This window comes from Wolbachia endosymbiont of Drosophila pseudotakahashii, assembly GCF_026015925.1.
In the GTDB taxonomy this organism is placed as follows: domain Bacteria; phylum Pseudomonadota; class Alphaproteobacteria; order Rickettsiales; family Anaplasmataceae; genus Wolbachia; species Wolbachia pipientis.
This window is the reverse complement of sequence record NZ_CP110359.1, coordinates 644,564-663,324: the sequence shown is the minus strand read 5'-3', so window position 1 is coordinate 663,324 and position 18,761 is coordinate 644,564. Positions and strand designations below refer to the sequence as shown.

Genomic DNA, 18,761 nt, shown 5'->3' with positions numbered 1-18,761 from the left:
TACATTTATCGCACAACATTAGTGCTACAATCACAGGTGTAAAGGTATTAAACAACCTTTAAAAAGTTTCACTTTTCCCTTAATCAATTTTTCCTTTGATATAAGTGTTTATTGCTTTTGCCCTCTCTGTTGTTATAATTAACATTTTGTAGTAGTTCAAGATAAGTTTTGCATATTCAGAGAAAATCGTCCATAGAATCAGCATCTAGCTTATCTAGGTTAAAATATATAGTTTTACAAGATGACTATTTATGGAAGAACATGGTGGGGTAAGAAGTGGCTCCAGTCTTTTGACGGAATAGATTATGATAACCGTCTTCCACGTGGCAGAACTTGTGCTAATACTGGTCGAGCTTTTGGTATTAAAATTAATGGTCACATAGTTACAGCTAAAGTTCATAGCTCAGGATCTTACCCATATCGTGGTTCAAAACCTCAACCATATAAAGTCAAAATTATACTCAATGAATTAAGCTCATCAGAACAACAGACCATTCGTCAAATTATTGAAACTTCACCAGCTATATTAGCTAAATTGATAAATAGACAATTATCAGCCAGCTTGTTTGATAAGCTTAATGATCTTGGGATTAAATTATTTCCTTCAAATTGGCAGGAGATGAATGCAAGTTGTAGTTGTCCTGATTGGGCTATGCCTTGTAAACACATTGCTGCTGTAATTTATCTTATTGCTGCAGAAATTGATAAAACCCCCTTCATGATTTTTAATATTCATAATTGTAATTTGTCAGCACTTATCGATGATTTTGGGAATGGAAAATTAGAAAATGCTCAAAACATTTTAAAGATAGATGATATATTTAAGGCATGTTCTAAAATTAGAATACATAACCAAGCAATTTTAAATGATATTGATTTATCAACTATTCCTAACCTTTTTGATTGTATCAGTAGTATTTTAACAGATAATCCACTTTTTTTTGAAAAAAACTTCCATAATATTTTACAGATAGCTTATAAGCACTGGCAAAAGTATCCTGCAGGAAAGTTAGTGTACTATCCAGCTTCTAAGAAGGAACTATCAGAAGAGGAGCTATGTATTAAAAGATGGGGAAATATTGAGAATTGGCAAACATTTCAACTATTCATTGATGATCAGCATTACCTTACTCAAGTGAGCAATGGTACAACTAATGTATTTATGCTAAGTAGAAATGTATTGAAAGATATAGCGCGATTTTTAAACGACATTCCTAATTCGTTACTTCACAGGCTTAATCCTGAACTTCGCTTCATGCATATGATTTCACAGTTCGCACATATGCTGATGGAAAAGTCAGCACTAATACCACAAGTATTACAAAACAAAAGAGGAGAAATTATAATTAGGTGGATTACGGCGTTGTTTAATGAGTCAGTTAAGGAAATTCATAGCAAGATATCATCTATTTGTCCGCCTCTATTGATTAAATATCAAGAAATCGCTATGGAACCAGAGGAACAAGTAAATGTTGCTATCTCTTTCATCCTTTTAGGGTATATAGAAGATAACTTTCCTGCATCTCTGGATAAGTATGGAGATAAAGACATCTTTGGATTATTCTTTACTGGAAGACCATACAAGTTTACTGAGTTTAGCAACAAGGAAATACCGCAAGCGATTAATCTCTGGCTTTCACGTCTTTATTTAGCAGATAAACCTTACAAACTCTATTTAATGATAAAAGATCACCATGAAAAATTTGAACTTGAGGTACAGTTATCACTAGATGATGAGAAGTCATTCATAAAGCTGGAAAAAGCACTTTCTAACCAAAACGTAAAGCTTAGTATTTTATCTGATCTTGCACTCTTATCTGAATACATACCTGAATTAGAAAGATCGATTGATAGCAAGTTATCATTTAATTTAGATGATTTTGCACCTTTATTCCTGGGTATTGTACCAGTACTAAGAGCAATAGGTATAACGGTTATCTTGCCGAAATCTTTGCAAAAAATCTTCAAACCACAATTAAGTCTTAGTTTGTCTGCCAAGGATAAAATAAAAGAAGATCGCGAAAGCTTCTTAACGCTGGAAAATTTATTGAAATTTGATTGGAAAGTAGCAATAGGAGATAAAAAATTAAGCGTTACAGAATTTAAAAAATTGCTAAAAGATTCCCGAAGGCTTGTGCGAATAGTCGATCAGTATGTGCTTTTGGATGATAAGGAGGTAGAAGCTCTACTGAAGAAACTTGGTAAGTTACCCGAACACTTAAATCAAGTAGAGCTGATGCAAGCCGCTTTAGCAGGTGAGTTAGATGAAGCTAAAGTAGTACTTGACCAGCAAATTAAAAACTTATTTGATAAGTTCAACACTTATGCATCTGTTGATGTACCAAGTAATCTAACTGCACAGTTACGTCCATATCAAGAGCGTGGATTTAGTTGGCTTATACAGAACATAGAAACAGGGTTTGGTAGTATAATTGCTGATGATATGGGTCTTGGTAAGACTATACAGGTTATTGCAGCCATTCTATACTGTAAAAATGCAGGGTTTTTAGATCAAGGTAGAGTCTTGGTAGTAGCTCCCACAAGCATATTAAGTAATTGGCAACGAGAGATGGAACGTTTTGCACCAGAATTAAATCTTTTCGTCTATCACGGACAAAATCGAGAATTGGCAAGTGATTATGATGTAGCTCTAACATCCTATGGTCTTGCACGTCGTGATAAAAAAGAACTTAATAAAATTCGCTGGTTTTTGCTCGTGATTGATGAAGCACAAAATATAAAAAATCCTAATACCGAACAAACCAAGGCAATTAAAGCTATTGAGGCAACGCATAGAATAGCAATGAGCGGTACTCCTGTTGAGAATAGGTTACTTGAGTATTGGAGCATTTTTGATTTTATCAATAAATCTTATCTTGGTACCCCTAAGCAGTTTAAAAGCAGCTTTGCAACACCGATTGAAAAAGCGAGAGATAAAATTTGTCTAGAAAGGTTTATGAAAATCACTAGCCCTTTTATGTTACGTAGGCTTAAGAGTGATAAAAGCATTATTCAGGATTTGCCAGATAAAATTGAGAATAATCGTTATTGTTCCCTCACTTCAGAACAAACAGCTCTTTATCAAAAGATTGTTGATACAACTATGGAGAAGATAGAAAAAAGTGAAGGGATTGAACGTAAGGGACTAATCTTTAAACTTATCAATGCTTTAAAGCAAATTTGTAACCATCCATCACAGTTTGGCAAGAAAAAGCGTGCGAGTATTGAACAATTCGGTAAAATGCAGATGCTTGAGGAAATATTGATTAGTATTGGTGAAGTTGCAGAAAAATCATTGATATTTACTCAATACACTGAAATGGGTGAGATTATAGCTAGGCTACTTGAAGAAAGGTTTGAATCAAAAGTGCCATTTTTACATGGAGGACTGTCCCGTAAAGCACGAGACGAAATGGTTAATGACTTTCAAAACTTATTCCAGTCCAACATTCTTATAGTGTCTTTAAAAGCTGGAGGAACAGGACTTAATTTAACAGCAGCAAATCATGTAATACATTATGACTTATGGTGGAATCCAGCAGTAGAAGCACAAGCAACAGATCGGGCCTATCGTATCGGGCAAGAACGTAATGTTATGGTGTACAGGCTACTTTCAACAGGTACATTTGAAGAGCGTATTGATGAGATGATTCAAAGCAAGAAGGAATTAGCAAACCTAACTATAAGTAGTGGCGAGAGTTGGATTACAGAATTTAACAACGATCAATTAAGAGATTTAGTTAATATAAAAAATGCACTATAGAACTTATAAAGTTTATATGTTGCTGTATTCAAAAAAAAATCAAAAATTTTCTGTTTTTTCTACTTACAACAGGTTATACAAAACTTAAGTAGAGAAATTTTTTTATGATGTACGAGATGATTTTTTGACTGATTTCAATACTGTAAAACCATAGCAGTTAGATGTATACACCCTATTATTGCGGCCTGTTTGTATGAGCTTATACCATATATTTATGCCTTTTCCTCTATCGAAGCGGTCTTGAATAGCAATGATTAGGATATTCTGTAGTATTAATTGACTTTTTATACTATTTGCATATAATTGTACATAAATAATGTTGTTAATTATATAAAATCTATTATGAGTATTGAAAAGCAGAAGCTAGACATTGAAAATATTGTTAAAGCGGGAAAAAAAGTATATCTAGGATACCTTTTGCTAGATATAATTAATGATAAAAAAACAGTTATTTTACTATAAATAACAAGAGGGGCTTATCATTAAATGAATACGTAACAGAGTCAATTAAGGAAGAAAAGGCAGATAAATTTTCTAAGCAAGTAAAGATAGGAAAAAAGAATTGCAAAATTCATATAGAAAAAAACTCTGATGATAAATATGATGTAAAGATTACTGGTACTATAGTATCTGACCGTGAAGATTCAGGTTATGAAAGTGATAGCAGTCAAGGAACTCAGACTCAAAACATTGAGTTTAAACCGAAAAATAAGTATAATGACGATGATTTCCTTGATTTATGTAGTTCACATGAATTGACGTTTAGTTGTGATAATAACGGTAATTATGCTTTTAATACTAAAATAGATGAGCATATTATCGGTGGACCAGACAAAATTGATCTCTATCCAATACATATATCCAACCTTTATCAAATGATAAATTATGTAAATGGTGATACAAAAAATCCTGATGTATTAATTGCTATGGCAACAGGATCTGGAAAATCATTTACACAAGCACTATGGACTTTTGTATTAGATTTAGCAGGTTATCATGGAGTCTGTGCAGTTCATCAGGATGCTTTAGCACATCAACTAAGAGAAGATTTTTGTAGGCTATTACCAAAAAGTATCACTGATAAAGTCAAATTAGGTGATATTTGCTTTTTCATAATCTATTTCTTTTACAACTTCTATACGAATGATATTCGCTACTTTTCTATTTAGCTCTGAAATTGCAAAACTATGGTCTAACATGCACTTCACCTATATCAATAACATGTGGCATTATGCCAGTTGACCATACTGATTTACCCGCATGCACTTCATGAGTCCACTCTACTAACCACACTAAATATGCATCAAGCTCTGGCCTAAAATCATCTCCTCCTCCTGATATAAATTCTCCTGGCGAAACATTTTCCACATTCCAAGTATTTTTATTTACTACTTTTGCAACTTCGCTAGCTAAAGATCTGACAATAATAGCGGCATTTTATATTGTGCTATCAATCACAATTCGTGCCTCAAATCTTGCTTTCAGCGCTAATTCTTCTGTTCCTGGATCATGTCCTTTTTCAAAGCCACTAAGTTCCACAAATACTGCCGGTGCTACTAATTCTTTCCTTATTGCTGGATATACTTCGCATGTTTGTATCGCAGAAATTTCTTTCTTCAGCGTGGTACAAATTTTATCATGTAAATCTTTCAAATTCATCCTTTATAGCTCAATTGACGTTCAAAAATTTTGTAAAGACTTTCTCAACCTCATAATTAACAAGACTCCCTATTATCCTTGAAGCCTCTGGTTTCAGTGACAATTTAACTTCCTTTATTGGCAATGCTGCTCTTCCTTCACGTTTAAAAATACCGCTATTTCCTTTTGGCATAACTGCTGCAAATCCTCCTATAAATTGGTGCTTTCCTACTTTCGATCCCCTTCTTGTTTTTTGTATTTTACCAATTGTCGATGCTCTAATGTCATAGAGATTTGCTCTAATTAACACGTCTAATCTGCTAGTTTTCGCCTTAAAAATTCTTAATCTCTTTCTTATCAAACTTAATTTTATCTTCTTTTCCTCACTGATTTCCTTAGCTGCTTGCGCTTTTAACCATAGTGCCGTTTTGTTTAATGCCTTTACCGTTGCTAATTCTACTTTTCTTCTTTTAGCATTTACACTTTCTATTACCTCAACTTCTATATGAACAGACATTTTACACCCCAGACGCTTTTATTTTCCACGTTATTCCAGACTTGTCTCTAAGTGGCGGTGAGTGTACTTTATATCTTCGATCACCTATAACAAAAACATCTCCTACTATTGGCTTTAACACATCAAACGCACTTACTTCTAACGCTAAAGTTTCTTCCACAAATTGTCCTTCACCAATCTCGTATAATTTATCTGGCTGTTGCTTTAATACTTGTACCATGTACGCCTTATTTTTCGACTCATACAAAGCTACTTCTCCTAAATGGGCAAAACAATCTTCTAATAATCGCTTAATATTCTCTTGCATATTTCTTTTTGATATACTAACCTTTACATGCTAAGAAAGCGCATACCGGTAGAGTCTTTCTGTGCCTCACCAACTTGTAATTACTCTACCAGTATGTTAAGCTATAGCGACTTTTACTAATACGCCAGGTCTATGGCACATTGGCAATGGATTTGACTGCGTATGTAAATCTGTTCCTCTATCAAACCTCCTTGGTTCTTGTTTTGCATATAGTGGCTGTCCAAGAGTATTTACTGTCTCATTAAAATCTGCTGGTGCAAAATATGTTGTAAATGTACTTGCTGTTCCTAGTGGAAAACAGTGCCCTGTATCTTTCTCAATAAATCTTCTCACCGTTCCTTCAGGATCAGTTGCTTGTCCTCTGTATTCCTCAAATGTTATTCCACAAAACGTAAATCCTGATCTCATATCGTTCCTTAGCGCTGCTCCTTCTTGCCATCTTTCATATGCTTCTTTTACTTTAGCATGAGAAGTTAGTGCATCAAAAAACTCAGGGCTTACCAAGGCATGAACTCCTGTCATATATTCACCACTTAGATTATCTTCTATATGCCGGAGTACTTCCAGACACTTACGTTTTACATCTGTTGTTGCTGTTCCTAGTGCAAAATTTACTACTTTTGGTGTGATTTCAAATTCGTTGTACAGATTTAATAATTCACTGCCATCAGCATCTAAAATTATTCCTTTCAGCGCTCCCATCCGCAAATGTTCTAATGTTATCGCATGTTTGTTTCTCATTAGCTGCAAATGATCAGTTATTACATCTGCCAGCGCTTTAAGTTCACTCTCTGATCCAAATGCCCTTATTTCCTGTACTTCCTCTGGTAACACTACATCATCATGTGGAATATGTGGAATCGTAAATGTTCTTACCTTTCTTTTGCCACGTTTTCCTACTGTTGCTGGTGCTCCTGGAATTTGCGTTGGCAATAGGCTTAAAACTCCATTATGTTCTTCTATGGTAATATGTCTAAATCTTACTGACCTACTTGGAAATAAATTTAAATTTTCAACTCGTCCATAATTTATCGGCAATATATTCATCGCATTTGTTAGTGCCGTCATACTAAATGCTGAATTTGTAAATGGATTTTGCATTTTTTCTTTTCCCCCTTTGTGTTTTTTATTGTTTAATATAGCTTTAGGCCGCTTTACGGATAATGATTCCTCGTTCTTCAAGTTGCTTTATTGCTTCAGCTTTCTGTTCTTCAGTGATATTTGCTGGCCATACAACTGCATGATCCGCAAGAAGGGCAATACGAGTAATTATTATTGCTTTAGTATCTCCATCTTTGTTATTTACATCGCTTGTTATCACACCTATCGCTATTTGTGTGCCATCTGTTCCAGCTGGATTAAGTACCCTAATAAAACCATCGTCCGTCTTTTTGGCAACTACTGCACCAAGTTTGATATTTTGACCTTTAGCTACCGTTATTTGGTCTCTTGAATATAGACTTGATGCCTCATACTTTAATAAGTCACCTAGATTATTTTGTTCGATTATACAACTCATAAATTTCTCTCCTTAACTACTTACCGCCGCTTTTATCAATGCTATATACGGCGGTTATAAAAATACTTTAACTCCTACGACTTCTTGCTACCTGTATCATTAAATCTTCTCCTGAATTCTGTGGTATTGCACTTAGTATTTCTGTCTTCTTCGTTCGCTCTGCTAGCAGTTCCATTAAAACTTCCCTGGCTTGCTCAACACTTACGCTTTGCTCAATCAATTCTCCTATCTTTTCTGGCATCTTCGATAAATTACATAAACGTATTAATTCAAGAACTTCAGTACGATACTTGGTTAAATTATCAGTTTCTAGGTCATTTGTAGTTTGTTCATTCATAGTAATACTCCTGTTTTATTAATAGATGAAAGAATTGTCATTCCGTCTGCAAGGCCTATTTCTACTGCTTTCTCCCCAAAATATAGCCCTGCCTCTGTTGATCGAATCTTTTCAATTGAAAGACCTCTGTTCCTTGCTATCAGCTGCACAAACATTTCATATAGTCGGTCTACTTCTTTTTGTAAGCTTCCCAGACTTTCAGACGTCATTGGCTCATGTGGGTTTAAATCATTCTTTCGACTACCAGCAAAGATTGTGGTGTACTTAATACCTTGCTTTTCATCAAATCTACTTTGATCTATATGACTTGCTATTACTCCAATACTGCCAACACCAGAAGTTCTGCTCACAAATACCTTCTCAGCGCTTGAAGCTATAGCATATGCAGCAGAGTATGCATCATCATTTGCTATCGCTATTATCCTCTTTTTTCCTCTTGATTCATAAATAAAGTCAGCTAGGTCAAATATACCGTTTACCTCTCCTCCGGGGCTATCTATTTCCAGCATAATTGTCTCTATGCTACTATCTGCTAATGCTTGTTTAATTTGTTCTTCTATTTGCTCATATGATGTCATCCCGAGCATTTCATCAAACGCACCTGGTTTTTTAGTCAAGATTCCATGTATTGCTATAATTGCAGTTCTTTCTACGCTACTTTTGATGGAGTGCTTTATGTTTTTAAACGTGGGATGTTTTTGATTGTTTAATGACAATAGCTCAAAACTCCTTGGTTCAAGCATTAATGGTTTTCCTAAGAGCATCATAATCCTTTACAATCAGAGTCAAACATTAAGTTGAGACTATTTGCACGCTTTTGATCTTCTGCTATTTCTTGATCAATTTCTTCTACATCATAACCCATTTCTGATACTACCTCTGATCGACTTTTGAAGCCATTTCTTACTGCCATTTGCTGTGCTTGCTGATCTTGCAGTGGATCCACCCAATCAAATCCCTGTGGTATCCATTTTACTTCTTCTTTCGCTGCTTTTACTACTTTTTCATCTATACGGAGTTCTCCACACAGTACTGCTAATTCCAGCCATCTATTCCAAATAGGTCTACAAAACTGGAACACTATCACGTTATGCTGTAACATTGCACACCTTCTGCGAAACTCTATCAGCCCTGCTCGAATGGATGAATAATTAACACCTGTTAAATCTCCTGTTAGCTGCTCATATGTTATTCCTGTACCTATTGCTATTGCCCTCAGTTGCTGTCTCATGAATGCTTCATAACTTCCTCCAACATCTGATGGCTCTGAAAATTTTATGTCCTCTCCTGGGTCTAAAAGCTGCATTTTTCCAGGCTCTAAACCTGATAGTGCTACTCCTTGCTCATTACTTTCACCTTCTCCTAAAATATTTGCTTCAGGATCGAGCCTTGTAATAAACCCTGCAAACATCGCTGCTGTCTTTTTTCTCACCAGCTCCGCATCATCGTATTGATCAAGCTCATAGAGCTTTAGTAGTATATTAGAAAGCCATGGCTCTCCTCTAATTTGCCCAGGTCTTAGTGGTTTATAGATATGTAAAACATCGTTTGCTGGTACTCTCACTGATTCTCCAAATGAACCTTCGCCTGGATGTTCTCTAAATAAGTAATATGCCTCTCTTTGCCCAAGCTTGTTAAACTCAATCCCGTTTCTTATTACATTACCATTTGCTAAAGTTTGATTTGTTTTATTGTCTAAATGTTCAGACTCAAGTACTTGCAATTGCAGAGGTACAGAAAATCTATCCTCTAGCTTTCTTGTTCTTAAACGTACAAAACATTCTCCTCCCTCTATCATACTTCTGCATACTAGAGCTTGTAATCCATAAAAATCACTTATTCCGTTACTGTCTGCTTCATCTGTCCATCTTAGCCATAATTCTTGCACCTTCTTTCGAAATTCTCCATCTCTTGCTTTTGATTGTGGTTTTATTCCTGTTCCAATAGAGTTACTTACTATCGTATCAATGATATTTGCTGCATATGGATTTTTTCTCACCATATCACGTGATCTACTACGCAAGTGCTCAAGGCTTTGAGAAAGTAGGCTATTTATACTTCCTAACTCTGGTTGAAAGTGAAAAAATCTTCTTCCTGAACCTGCTCCATCCCAGGCTGAACTTTTGATTTTTGGCTTACTAAATAGTTGTTTGAACGATTTTAATAGCATTACTTTTCCTTATCTGAAATTTTCAATAATTCAGCCTCTAGCTCTTCTATTGTTGGTAGCGCTGTTTTTATCTCTTCTGGTAGGTTTTCAGTTATTCGATATTCAGCAAGGCCTATCGGTTTATTTATATCACGTAATGCGTACTCGGCTATAACACCAACTTTAGAGCGGTAGAGAATAAGACCAATTGATGGATTATCACCTGATTGTCTTAATAAATCGTCAACTGCTGAGAGATAAAAATTCATCTTTCCAGTATACTCTGGCCTAAATTTACCTGCCTTTAACTCAATTACAATATAGCAGCGAAGCTTAATATGATAAAAGAGCAAGTCCAAATAGAAATCTCTGTCTCCAACCCTTAAATGGTACTGCCTTCCTAAAAATGCAAACCCTTCACCAAGCTCTAAAAGAAAACGTTCTATGTGAGCTACAAGAGCTTTTTCTACCTCCCGTTCATGAGCTTTCTTACCAAGACTCAAAAAATCAAATACATAAGGATTCTTCAGTGTTTGCTGCGCTAAATCTGATTGAGGTGACGGAAGCTTATCACCAAAATTTGTGATTGCTTTTCCTTCGCGTTTATACAAGTTTGTTTCAATTTGCATGGATAAGACATTCCGAGACCATCCGCATTCACATGATTTTTTAATATACCAAAATCTTTCCTCTTTATTTTTTATTTCGTACATTATTACGATATTGTGTCCCCAAGGTAATTGGTCAACAGCTTGTTGACGAATTTCGTTTTCTCTATATTCTTCTGCAAATCTCCTCATATATTTTAGATTTTGAATGCTAAATCCCTTCATGTCAGGAAAAGCATCTCTTAAATCACGACTGAGTTGATCAATGATCTTTGCACCCCAGCCATGTTCTTTTTGCCGCTTTAAGATCTCTGTACCAATATGGTGGTAAAGCACAATAAGCTTGCTATTTACTGCTAGTGCTGCTTTATAACGACTAGTAGCAATCTGTTCTTTGAGCTGCTCTAAAAATTCTGTATATTCTTTTGCTATAATTTTTGTCATACGGTTCCTTTCAACGATTTTTATCATTATATGATCCCTTTACTCGTTGAAAAAACAATCTTTCTCTTCGGTTTCATGCCTGCAATTTTCAATTCAGCCTTAATACGTTGTCTTAAACTTAGTAAATCATTTATATCTACTTCTGCATAACGGACAACATGATCACCATATGCAATTGATACTACTCGCTCTCCATTTTGCAGTTTCTTTATCGCTTCTTCGACTTGAAACAAATACTCTTCGTTATACATTTTTCATCCATTTACTTTTCACTATCTTCTTCGACTTTTTACTTTCTGGTTTTTCATTTAGACTACTCCATTTACTCTCTGGCCAACGATCAATCCCAAGTGCAATAGATGCTGCTCTCGCATAAATTCGGCAATCTAGTACTTCATTTCTTTCTCTTACCTTTTGCCACTCTTGTTTAGTGTATCCTTTCACTACCTTGCTGACTAATTGCTCTGCCGTTAGCTGCTTAAAATATTCAGGTGCATACTCCGGAAAATGACAGTATCCAGGTAGAGCTTTTCCCTCTTCTTCTTTTAAAACATTAAGTAATTGAAAAAGCTCTGACTTTAATATCGATACTCCTACTGGCCATAGCTTTATTCCTCTCTTTAGCTTTTGACCACCAACTGTTATATCTACTCTGCTTGGGCTACTCAGCGGCACTAGTGCTTTATTTGCACCTTTTACTGCCATTACTCTTCCACAGCTCTGATGACTTCTCACCCAGTTATATACTTCCTGCGTTGCATATCCAGCATCAACTGCTATCATGCTTATCATGTATTCAAGCCCATTTTCACCGATAAAATGATGATTGAGGAGCTCCGAAAGCTTTTTCCATACTTCTCCTCTTCCTGTATCTCCTTCAAATACTCGGTAGTCTATTGACCAATTTTCACGACTTTTTCCCCATGCTACAACTTCTACCTCTAGACGATCTTTTTGGACATCTACTCCTGCAGTAAGTACCACTTCTCTCCTAGGTACTGTGCCTACGGGAAAAATTTCTCTCCTGTTAAATAATTGCTTCCAGTCTGGTACTTCTCCTTTGTCTACCCAAGTTTCTCCTAAAGTGGTATTTATCCATACTTTTAGTAATTGTTCACTTTCTTTTGCATGCAAAAAATCTTCTACTGCTTGTTGCCAACTATACCAGCCAACTGGACTATAAAGACTTGAAAGATGAAATCCTTTTTTCTCACCTTTTATTGGGTTAGTAGGTCTCCATTCTCCACGGTCCAGCATCTCTGTCTTTTGATGATTTTCTATTTTGCCGCTACATTCAATGCAGACATAATGTGCTGTTCTTGAGTCGTTATTTTCCCATTTTATTTGTGACCATTTTAATATTTGGTAATAATTACAATGCGGACATGGTACAAAAAAATATCTCTTATCTGTTGCTTCAAACTCCTTCTCAATTCTGCTGATTCCATGAATAGTTGGTGTTGATACTAAAAAAATCTTTCGCCTTGCAAATGTATTAGTTCGAGCAATACTGAGCAGTACTGGATCTCCTTCTCCTCCTGAATCTCCTGGATACGCATCAATCTCATCAAGAAAGAGATACTTTACTGGCATAGATCTCAGTCCTACACTGCTGTTTGCTCCAGTTATTACTACTATTCCACCTGGAAATTCCTTACTTTGTACAGTATTCCCTGAATCTCTTGACCTTGGGTCTTTTACTTTACTCTTTAAACATGGCGTACTCTCTATTAACGGCGCAAATCTTCCTTTTGACCAACGCTTTCCCATTTCAACTGTTGGCTGCACAACTAACATTGGACCAGGAGTCTGATCTATAATATAGCCTATCCAATTGTTACCAGCTTCTGTTCCCCCAATCTGCGCTCCTTTCATGAATACTACTTTTTCTGCTGGTGAGGACGGAGATAGTGAATCCATGATTTCTTTTAAATAAGGAGTTCTTTCCGTTCTCCATTTACCTGGTTCTGATGCTGCAGTTGCTGCTAAAACTCGATACTCATTTGCCCACTCTGATACTTTAAGCTGGGGATCTGGTCTTAAACCTTCAGAAAAAGCTCTAGCGTATATCATTGTCTGCATCTACTCATAATTGGTTCTATCTCAATATTGTTAACAGTAGAGTTTATTCCTCCACACTCCTCCAATTCCATAAATACCTTTTTCTGAAATTCGTTTTCTATATATCTTTTGCTCATCTCACTTATCATTAGTGCTATAATAAGCGCAAATATCCCTGTTGTTGTTGCAAAAATGATTGCACTGCTTATTGTTGTTGCTGTTAACCCTATACATACCGCTATTGCTACTGCACTTACTGAGGTAAAAACACAGATCACATTGTTGTATTTTCTTACTTTTGCATCTCTATGTTCTATACACCTATAATAAACTGGTACAGACTTGCCTATCTCGTCTGGTAATTTGATGCTCTTTTCTTTAAATAAAGTTTTTAGCAATTCTAAATTATTTGACTTGATTGCTAAGTGCAGAACAGGTGTATAATTTGCTCCTTTTTTCAGCAATAACTTTACTACATGTAAATGCCCTTTTTCCGCAGCAAGGTAAATCGGTGATAGACCTTTATTATTTACAATATCAATATTGATTTCTTCTTTTAAAATTGCATCTACAATCTCAATTTCTCCTCTTTGTGCAGCTAAATGGAGTAGACTATTCTTTTCAGAACCGTATTTATTACTCATCAAAGCCTTCTTTATCTCAGGTTTAGCGTAATCAAATGGTGTTTTACCGCTATCGTCTTTTACCAGAGGGTCTATATCTTCTCGCGTTAGTAAAACTTCTATTGTTTTAAGTCTTTCAGCGTAATGTAGTGGTGTTTTATTTTCATAGTCTTGCAAATTGACTTGAGCATTAGGCTCCTTTATTAAGGATTTGAGGATATCAAGACATAAGTCTCTTTCATCGTAATTAGTATTACTTACAGCTATATGCACAGGTGACAATTTCATTGAGTTTTGTCCCATGCGTGCACTATTCACATCTGCTCCAAGCTTCAGCAGTAACTTTACTATCTCCAACTTTTTATTATTAACTGCATAGTGCATTGGTGTCTGATTTCGTGCATCAAAGACATCTATTTCAGCTTTTCCTTCTCTTATCAAAATCTTTACAACTTCTGCATGTCCTATCCCTGCTGCTAGATGTAATGGCGTATGATGCAAAGCATTTCGTACATTAACGTCAATACCTTTTCTGATCAAATATCTCACTGCATTAATTTCACCTATCATTGCAGCTAAATGAAGTAAGCTATCTTGTTCTGACCCGTACTTGTTATTAATTAGTGCTTGTAATATTTCTGCTTTTTTCCCTTCTTTGGCGTAATCAAGAGATGTTTTACCTTCATTATCTTCCACAAAAGGATTAATGTTCTTCTTCGTGAGTAACAAATCTACCATGCTTAATTCATCAAACTCTATAGCGCAATGCAGTGGAGTTTTTCCGTTTAACCCTCTGACATTAACATCTAATCCAGGTTGATTGATTAAACACTTTATTAACTCTAAACTTAGCCATTTTGTATTCAAAATCTTTTTATATTTTAAATTTAGCGTTAGATAATTCTTCAAGTGAGTTTGTAATCTCTTCAGTTAGCGTCTCGTGAATTTTTTCAGTGTCACTCAGTGATGCAAGCAGTGCTGAAACTCTATTTGGAATATTAAGCAAATTATTACGTACAACTCTTGCTACGTTAAATGCCTCACTTTTTACTTCCTCTACTGCTACAAGTTCTCCTATTTCAGCTTTTGCCTTTGCTTCTAGCAACCTTCCTCGCTCCATTTCATTTTTTATTCGCGTTTTTAGCAACATTGTAGAAAGGTTATTTGTATTTTCGTTTTCTGGATTTTTCCTCCTAAGTGGATGACTTGGATCTCTTATTGCTGCCACCGCTTCATTTGCTTGTTCTCTATTGATCAAACCATCCTCCAACTCAACTATTCCTTTTTTTACTAAATAACAGACATATTGCTTTGATACTCCTATCTCTCTTGCCCATTCTGTTTGTGTGATTTTCACTTTTTTTTCTCCTCTCTCTTGTTTCTACGAATTTTCTTCTTGAATCTCTGAAAAGGTTTTGCCAGTATCAGCAATTTCCTACCTGTTTATACTTGCCGGCGTCTTAGAGATATTTTACTAATATAGAGCGAAGTACTCCGGTTTATAGCTGCTTTCTTTTTACATAGTGAAATTTGGCTATTTTCAACTAATACTATAAATTGCATCTTTGTAGTTATGAGATTCAACCACTACTTGCTCTAGCGTTAAACTGCTGCATTTGGCATCTTTACTATGGTTTTCTTCAAGCACTTTTGTCCTTGCTTCCTTTATTTCCTCAATGAACTTTCCATTAACTTTTTCTGGTTCAATTCTTTCCTCACAATATACAAGATTTGTGCAATTTGTTTTTCTGTAGTAATGTCCTCCAAGGAATATCACTGATAGTGCAAGTATACTCGAGCCTATAAGTAGTGATAACCCTACGTTATTAATCAAAGCGTTCTGGTAAAACTTCTGTACACTATTAATACCACCTTCTACATACAGTAATAAAGGCAATACTATATTTGCAGCAACCAAACTGCTTAATAATGCTGTAAATAATGGCCTATCTTTGATTACTGATTCTACTTTATTTCTTCTACTAATGACTTTGTCGTCAATATTAATGAAGTTGTTCTTACCCTCCCAAGCGTTAAGTGTAAAATGCGAATGAGTACCATTGCCGTATTCCAGTTTGACTGATTTTATTACTTTATCTTTTGGTTGATACTTTAGCACCTGATTCAAAGTTTCATTCGCATTCTTTCCCCCTATTTGACACTCTTCAGTATCTCTAAATTGCTTTATTCCACAAAATATCGGACTAATTGCAACCAATAATGCAACAGCTAGAATTGGTATAGTTACATAGATGACACTGTTTGCAAAAAATGCAATAAATTGTGCTTTATCCTGTAAATATACCAAAGCTGCAGAAACGCTAAGTGCAACAGCAGCTATACCGAAAATTATAAATTCCTTCTGCTGCACTGCATATTTTACTCTTGGCAAAATTCTATTTGTTTTCTTTTCTTTTTTAATTAACGGGGTTTCTTCATTATCACTTTTTTCTGATGAGCTAGTTGAAAGTGTAACTGGACTATCATGATTTAATGACATATTCTCCCATCCTTGATTGCCACAAGACTCACTCATTTCTGTTACTTGAGAATTTGATCTTGTCATCTCTGCACTTCTATTGTCTATTCCACTATCACTTCCTTCCAAACTCTTTTTTAAAAATTTTGTATTCAGATCTACAGGTTCACCAATTATATCTTCTGATCCTTTCTTAATTGATGTTTCTTCAGAATTTGACTTTTCCATCTCCGGACTTTGATCGTTTATTTCACCATCTAAACCTCTTTTCGAGAATTTTTTATTTTTGTCTATAGTTGCATACATAGGTTCTCCTATAGCTTCTTGCTCATCACATTTTTCTCCATTTAATTGGAAAGAAGAATGTGGTAGCTTTGGTGGTGCAATATCCTGAATAATACTCAACCGATGATTTTCTGCTGTTCTAGGTGAAGGTGGAGCTACATTTCTAATATTGTCCTTCTCCAACATTCCATTCCTAGGTAACGGCTTTGGTTTATCTCCTAATTCTTTATCCTCTTCCTCTTTTTGCATTTCTTTTGTATTGTCTATTTTGGGGTTGGAAGATGTGTTGGATGCTGCCTCAAACTGATCAAGAGAATACGGACGGTTATATTCTATTCCATTTGCCTCACAAACTGCATTAAATTCGTCCTCTATGTCTTTACCATCATCCAATACTAAAGAAGAACAACTCACTGAAAAATCAGCACCTGCTTCGTCTATTTTTACTGTAATACTGCTATCGCTACTATTGCTAATCACATTTAAAGAAGCTAGTTTGCATTCAGTGTTCAGGTCAGGTTCTTGCTTCGTACCTTTTTCAAACAATTCAATTCTCTCCTTAACAGATAGTGTAGAATTTGAAACATTATTTTCTACTTCTTCAGAAAACGATGCTTCATTATTTGTTTGCGACGTTACTACTCCAGCTAACGTCTTTTCTTGATTCATTGAGTACACCACATTTAATCCAAAGTTATTTGTTACGCTAAACTCATTAAAATACGGTATATACCAGTAAATTAATATTACAACTACCAAGGCTTACTAAATTTCTGTTTGCGTTATCTTTTCCACTTTTTTCTTACTGTTTTTCTTCTTGAATCTCTGAAAAAGTTTTATCAGTACCAGAAAGAATTGCTTCCCTACCTGTGTACACTTGCCAACGTTTTATGGTTACATCTACAAATTTTGAATCTAGCTCTATTGTCCTACAAATTCTTCCTGTTCTCTCACATGCAATCAGTGTACTTCCAGAACCGCTAAATGGATCAAGTACTATGTCTCCTGATCTGCTGCTGTTTACTATTGCTCTCTCCATTAGCTCTACTGGCTTCATTGTTGGATGTAGTGTATTATGTGTTGGCTTATCATAAAACCACAGATCACTTTGATTTCTTCCTCCATGCCACTCACGTTTATTGCCGCTTTTCCATCCATAGAGCATTGCTTCGTATTGTCTTTGATAATCAGACCTGCCTAGCGTAAAATGATTCTTTGCCCAAATGATAAATGTTGACCATTTTCCTCCTGCCTCCTCAAATGCTTTTTGCAACGTTGAAAACTCTGATGATGATATGCAGATGTAAATTGCACCTTTCGTATATGCTAAAATATGGGAACAGATGTCATAGAGAAAAAGTTCGTACTTTTCACCTTGATTATCATTTAATATCTTTTTGTCTTGGCTATTACCATAATCAACGTTATATGGAGGATCACAAACAGTAATGTCTGCCATTTTATCATCTAACAGCGCTTTATATGATTCAACTACAGAGCTATCACCACAATAGATTCGATGATCATCTAAAATCCAAAGATCACCTGGCTTTGTTATTTCTACCTTTTTGTCATCAACAACTAAGTCAGAAAGATCTTCTTTTTCACCATCTAAATCATCAAGAAAGTTTTGAACTTTTTCCAATTCAAATCCAGTCATTTTAAGATCAAACTGCAAATCTTCTAACTCTTGAATTTCCACTCTCAAAAGATCATCGTCCCACTTTGCCCAATTAGCTGATTGATTTGCCAGTAATCGAAAAGCTTTGGTTTGTGGTTCATTTAGATTATCACTTAAGACCACTGGAATACTCTCCATACCAAGTTTTCTTGCTGCTTTAAGTCTTAAATGACCATCAACCACAGTTCCATCGCTTTTTGCAACTATTGGAATACGAAAGCCAAATTCCCGAATAGAAGCACACATTCTGTTGACTACATCGTCATTTTTACGTGGATTACGATCATATTCAACTAGGTTTTCAACAGGATAGTAGTGGATTGCTAAATTCATATAATTGCTATACTAAT

13 protein-coding genes and 4 pseudogenes are annotated in these 18,761 nt (G+C 35.4%); 2 read left to right on the top strand and 15 right to left on the bottom strand.

Annotated elements, in window-relative coordinates:
- Positions 1-241: 241 nt before the first annotated feature.
- Positions 242-3,763: a DEAD/DEAH box helicase gene (locus ONI09_RS03485; RefSeq protein ID WP_265013684.1), complete on the top strand. Its 3,522-nt coding sequence runs from the start codon at positions 242-244 to the stop codon at positions 3,761-3,763.
- Positions 3,764-4,638: 875 nt separating this feature from the next.
- Positions 4,639-4,779 (top strand): annotated as a pseudogene (locus ONI09_RS03480) (hypothetical protein); the annotation flags it as partial.
- A gap of 81 nt (positions 4,780-4,860) precedes the next feature.
- On the opposite strand, the pseudogene ONI09_RS03475 reads toward ONI09_RS03480, so the two are convergent.
- The 15 genes and pseudogenes from ONI09_RS03475 to ONI09_RS03405 form a co-directional block, all read right to left on the bottom strand.
- Positions 4,861-4,962 (bottom strand): annotated as a pseudogene (locus ONI09_RS03475) (phage baseplate assembly protein V); the annotation flags it as partial.
- Positions 4,949-5,422: pseudogene (locus tag ONI09_RS03470) on the bottom strand (hypothetical protein). The pseudogenes ONI09_RS03475 and ONI09_RS03470, both read right to left, overlap by 14 nt.
- A gap of 10 nt (positions 5,423-5,432) precedes the next feature.
- Positions 5,433-5,918, bottom strand: a complete 486-nt coding sequence (locus tag ONI09_RS03465; protein ID WP_265013683.1) for a phage tail protein — start codon at positions 5,916-5,918, stop codon at positions 5,433-5,435.
- A 1-nt stretch (position 5,919) separates the two neighbouring features.
- Complete coding sequence (locus ONI09_RS03460; RefSeq protein ID WP_264328535.1) at positions 5,920-6,225, bottom strand: head-tail joining protein; 306 nt, start codon at positions 6,223-6,225, stop codon at positions 5,920-5,922.
- A gap of 96 nt (positions 6,226-6,321) precedes the next feature.
- Positions 6,322-7,326 (bottom strand): major capsid protein, encoded by a 1,005-nt coding sequence (locus ONI09_RS03455; RefSeq protein ID WP_265013682.1) that lies wholly within the window; start codon positions 7,324-7,326, stop codon positions 6,322-6,324.
- A 43-nt stretch (positions 7,327-7,369) separates the two neighbouring features.
- Positions 7,370-7,744: a head decoration protein gene (locus ONI09_RS03450; protein WP_265013681.1), complete on the bottom strand. Its 375-nt coding sequence runs from the start codon at positions 7,742-7,744 to the stop codon at positions 7,370-7,372.
- A 67-nt stretch (positions 7,745-7,811) separates the two neighbouring features.
- Positions 7,812-8,845: pseudogene (locus ONI09_RS03445) on the bottom strand (S49 family peptidase).
- Positions 8,845-10,251 carry a phage portal protein gene (locus ONI09_RS03440; RefSeq protein ID WP_265014408.1) on the bottom strand — a complete coding sequence of 469 codons (1,407 nt, stop codon included), beginning with the start codon at positions 10,249-10,251 and terminating at the stop codon, positions 8,845-8,847. Before ONI09_RS03440 ends, ONI09_RS03445 begins: the two are co-directional and overlap by 1 nt.
- A complete protein-coding gene (locus ONI09_RS03435) occupies positions 10,251-11,282 on the bottom strand; it encodes a PDDEXK nuclease domain-containing protein (RefSeq protein ID WP_265014407.1) in 1,032 nt (343 codons plus the stop codon). The genes ONI09_RS03440 and ONI09_RS03435 overlap by 1 nt, the downstream gene beginning before the upstream one ends.
- 26 nt (positions 11,283-11,308) lie before the next feature.
- Positions 11,309-11,533 carry a gpW family protein gene (locus tag ONI09_RS03430; RefSeq protein WP_264328530.1) on the bottom strand — a complete coding sequence of 75 codons (225 nt, stop codon included), beginning with the start codon at positions 11,531-11,533 and terminating at the stop codon, positions 11,309-11,311.
- On the bottom strand, positions 11,526-13,355 hold the full coding sequence (locus ONI09_RS03425; protein WP_265014421.1) for a phage terminase large subunit family protein: 1,830 nt from the start codon (positions 13,353-13,355) through the stop codon (positions 11,526-11,528). The genes ONI09_RS03430 and ONI09_RS03425 overlap by 8 nt, the downstream gene beginning before the upstream one ends.
- Positions 13,352-14,833, bottom strand: coding sequence for an ankyrin repeat domain-containing protein (locus ONI09_RS03420; protein WP_265014406.1), 1,482 nt, complete (start codon positions 14,831-14,833; stop codon positions 13,352-13,354). The genes ONI09_RS03425 and ONI09_RS03420 overlap by 4 nt, the downstream gene beginning before the upstream one ends.
- Positions 14,834-14,840: 7 nt before the next feature.
- A complete protein-coding gene (locus ONI09_RS03415; protein ID WP_265014405.1) occupies positions 14,841-15,323 on the bottom strand; it encodes a hypothetical protein in 483 nt (160 codons plus the stop codon).
- Positions 15,324-15,506: 183 nt separating this feature from the next.
- Positions 15,507-17,399, bottom strand: a complete 1,893-nt coding sequence (locus tag ONI09_RS03410) for a hypothetical protein (RefSeq protein WP_265014404.1) — start codon at positions 17,397-17,399, stop codon at positions 15,507-15,509.
- A 133-nt stretch (positions 17,400-17,532) separates the two neighbouring features.
- Positions 17,533-18,744: a DNA modification methylase gene (locus tag ONI09_RS03405; protein ID WP_265014403.1), complete on the bottom strand. Its 1,212-nt coding sequence runs from the start codon at positions 18,742-18,744 to the stop codon at positions 17,533-17,535.
- Between the last annotated feature and the right edge of the window lie 17 nt (positions 18,745-18,761).

Bases quoted from the DNA above. Each gene is read 5' to 3' on its own strand.
- ONI09_RS03485 (WP_265013684.1), top strand. From the start codon at position 242: ATGACTATTTATGGAAGAACATGGTGGGGTAAGAAGTGGCTCCAGTCT.
- ONI09_RS03465 (WP_265013683.1), bottom strand. From the start codon at position 5,918: ATGTCTGTTCATATAGAAGTTGAGGTAATAGAAAGTGTAAATGCTAAA.
- ONI09_RS03460 (WP_264328535.1), bottom strand. From the start codon at position 6,225: ATGCAAGAGAATATTAAGCGATTATTAGAAGATTGTTTTGCCCATTTA.
- ONI09_RS03455 (WP_265013682.1), bottom strand. From the start codon at position 7,326: ATGCAAAATCCATTTACAAATTCAGCATTTAGTATGACGGCACTAACA.
- ONI09_RS03450 (WP_265013681.1), bottom strand. From the start codon at position 7,744: ATGAGTTGTATAATCGAACAAAATAATCTAGGTGACTTATTAAAGTAT.
- ONI09_RS03440 (WP_265014408.1), bottom strand. From the start codon at position 10,251: ATGCTATTAAAATCGTTCAAACAACTATTTAGTAAGCCAAAAATCAAA.
- ONI09_RS03435 (WP_265014407.1), bottom strand. From the start codon at position 11,282: ATGACAAAAATTATAGCAAAAGAATATACAGAATTTTTAGAGCAGCTC.
- ONI09_RS03430 (WP_264328530.1), bottom strand. From the start codon at position 11,533: ATGTATAACGAAGAGTATTTGTTTCAAGTCGAAGAAGCGATAAAGAAA.
- ONI09_RS03425 (WP_265014421.1), bottom strand. From the start codon at position 13,355: ATGATATACGCTAGAGCTTTTTCTGAAGGTTTAAGACCAGATCCCCAG.
- ONI09_RS03410 (WP_265014404.1), bottom strand. From the start codon at position 17,399: ATGAATCAAGAAAAGACGTTAGCTGGAGTAGTAACGTCGCAAACAAAT.
- ONI09_RS03405 (WP_265014403.1), bottom strand. From the start codon at position 18,744: ATGAATTTAGCAATCCACTACTATCCTGTTGAAAACCTAGTTGAATAT.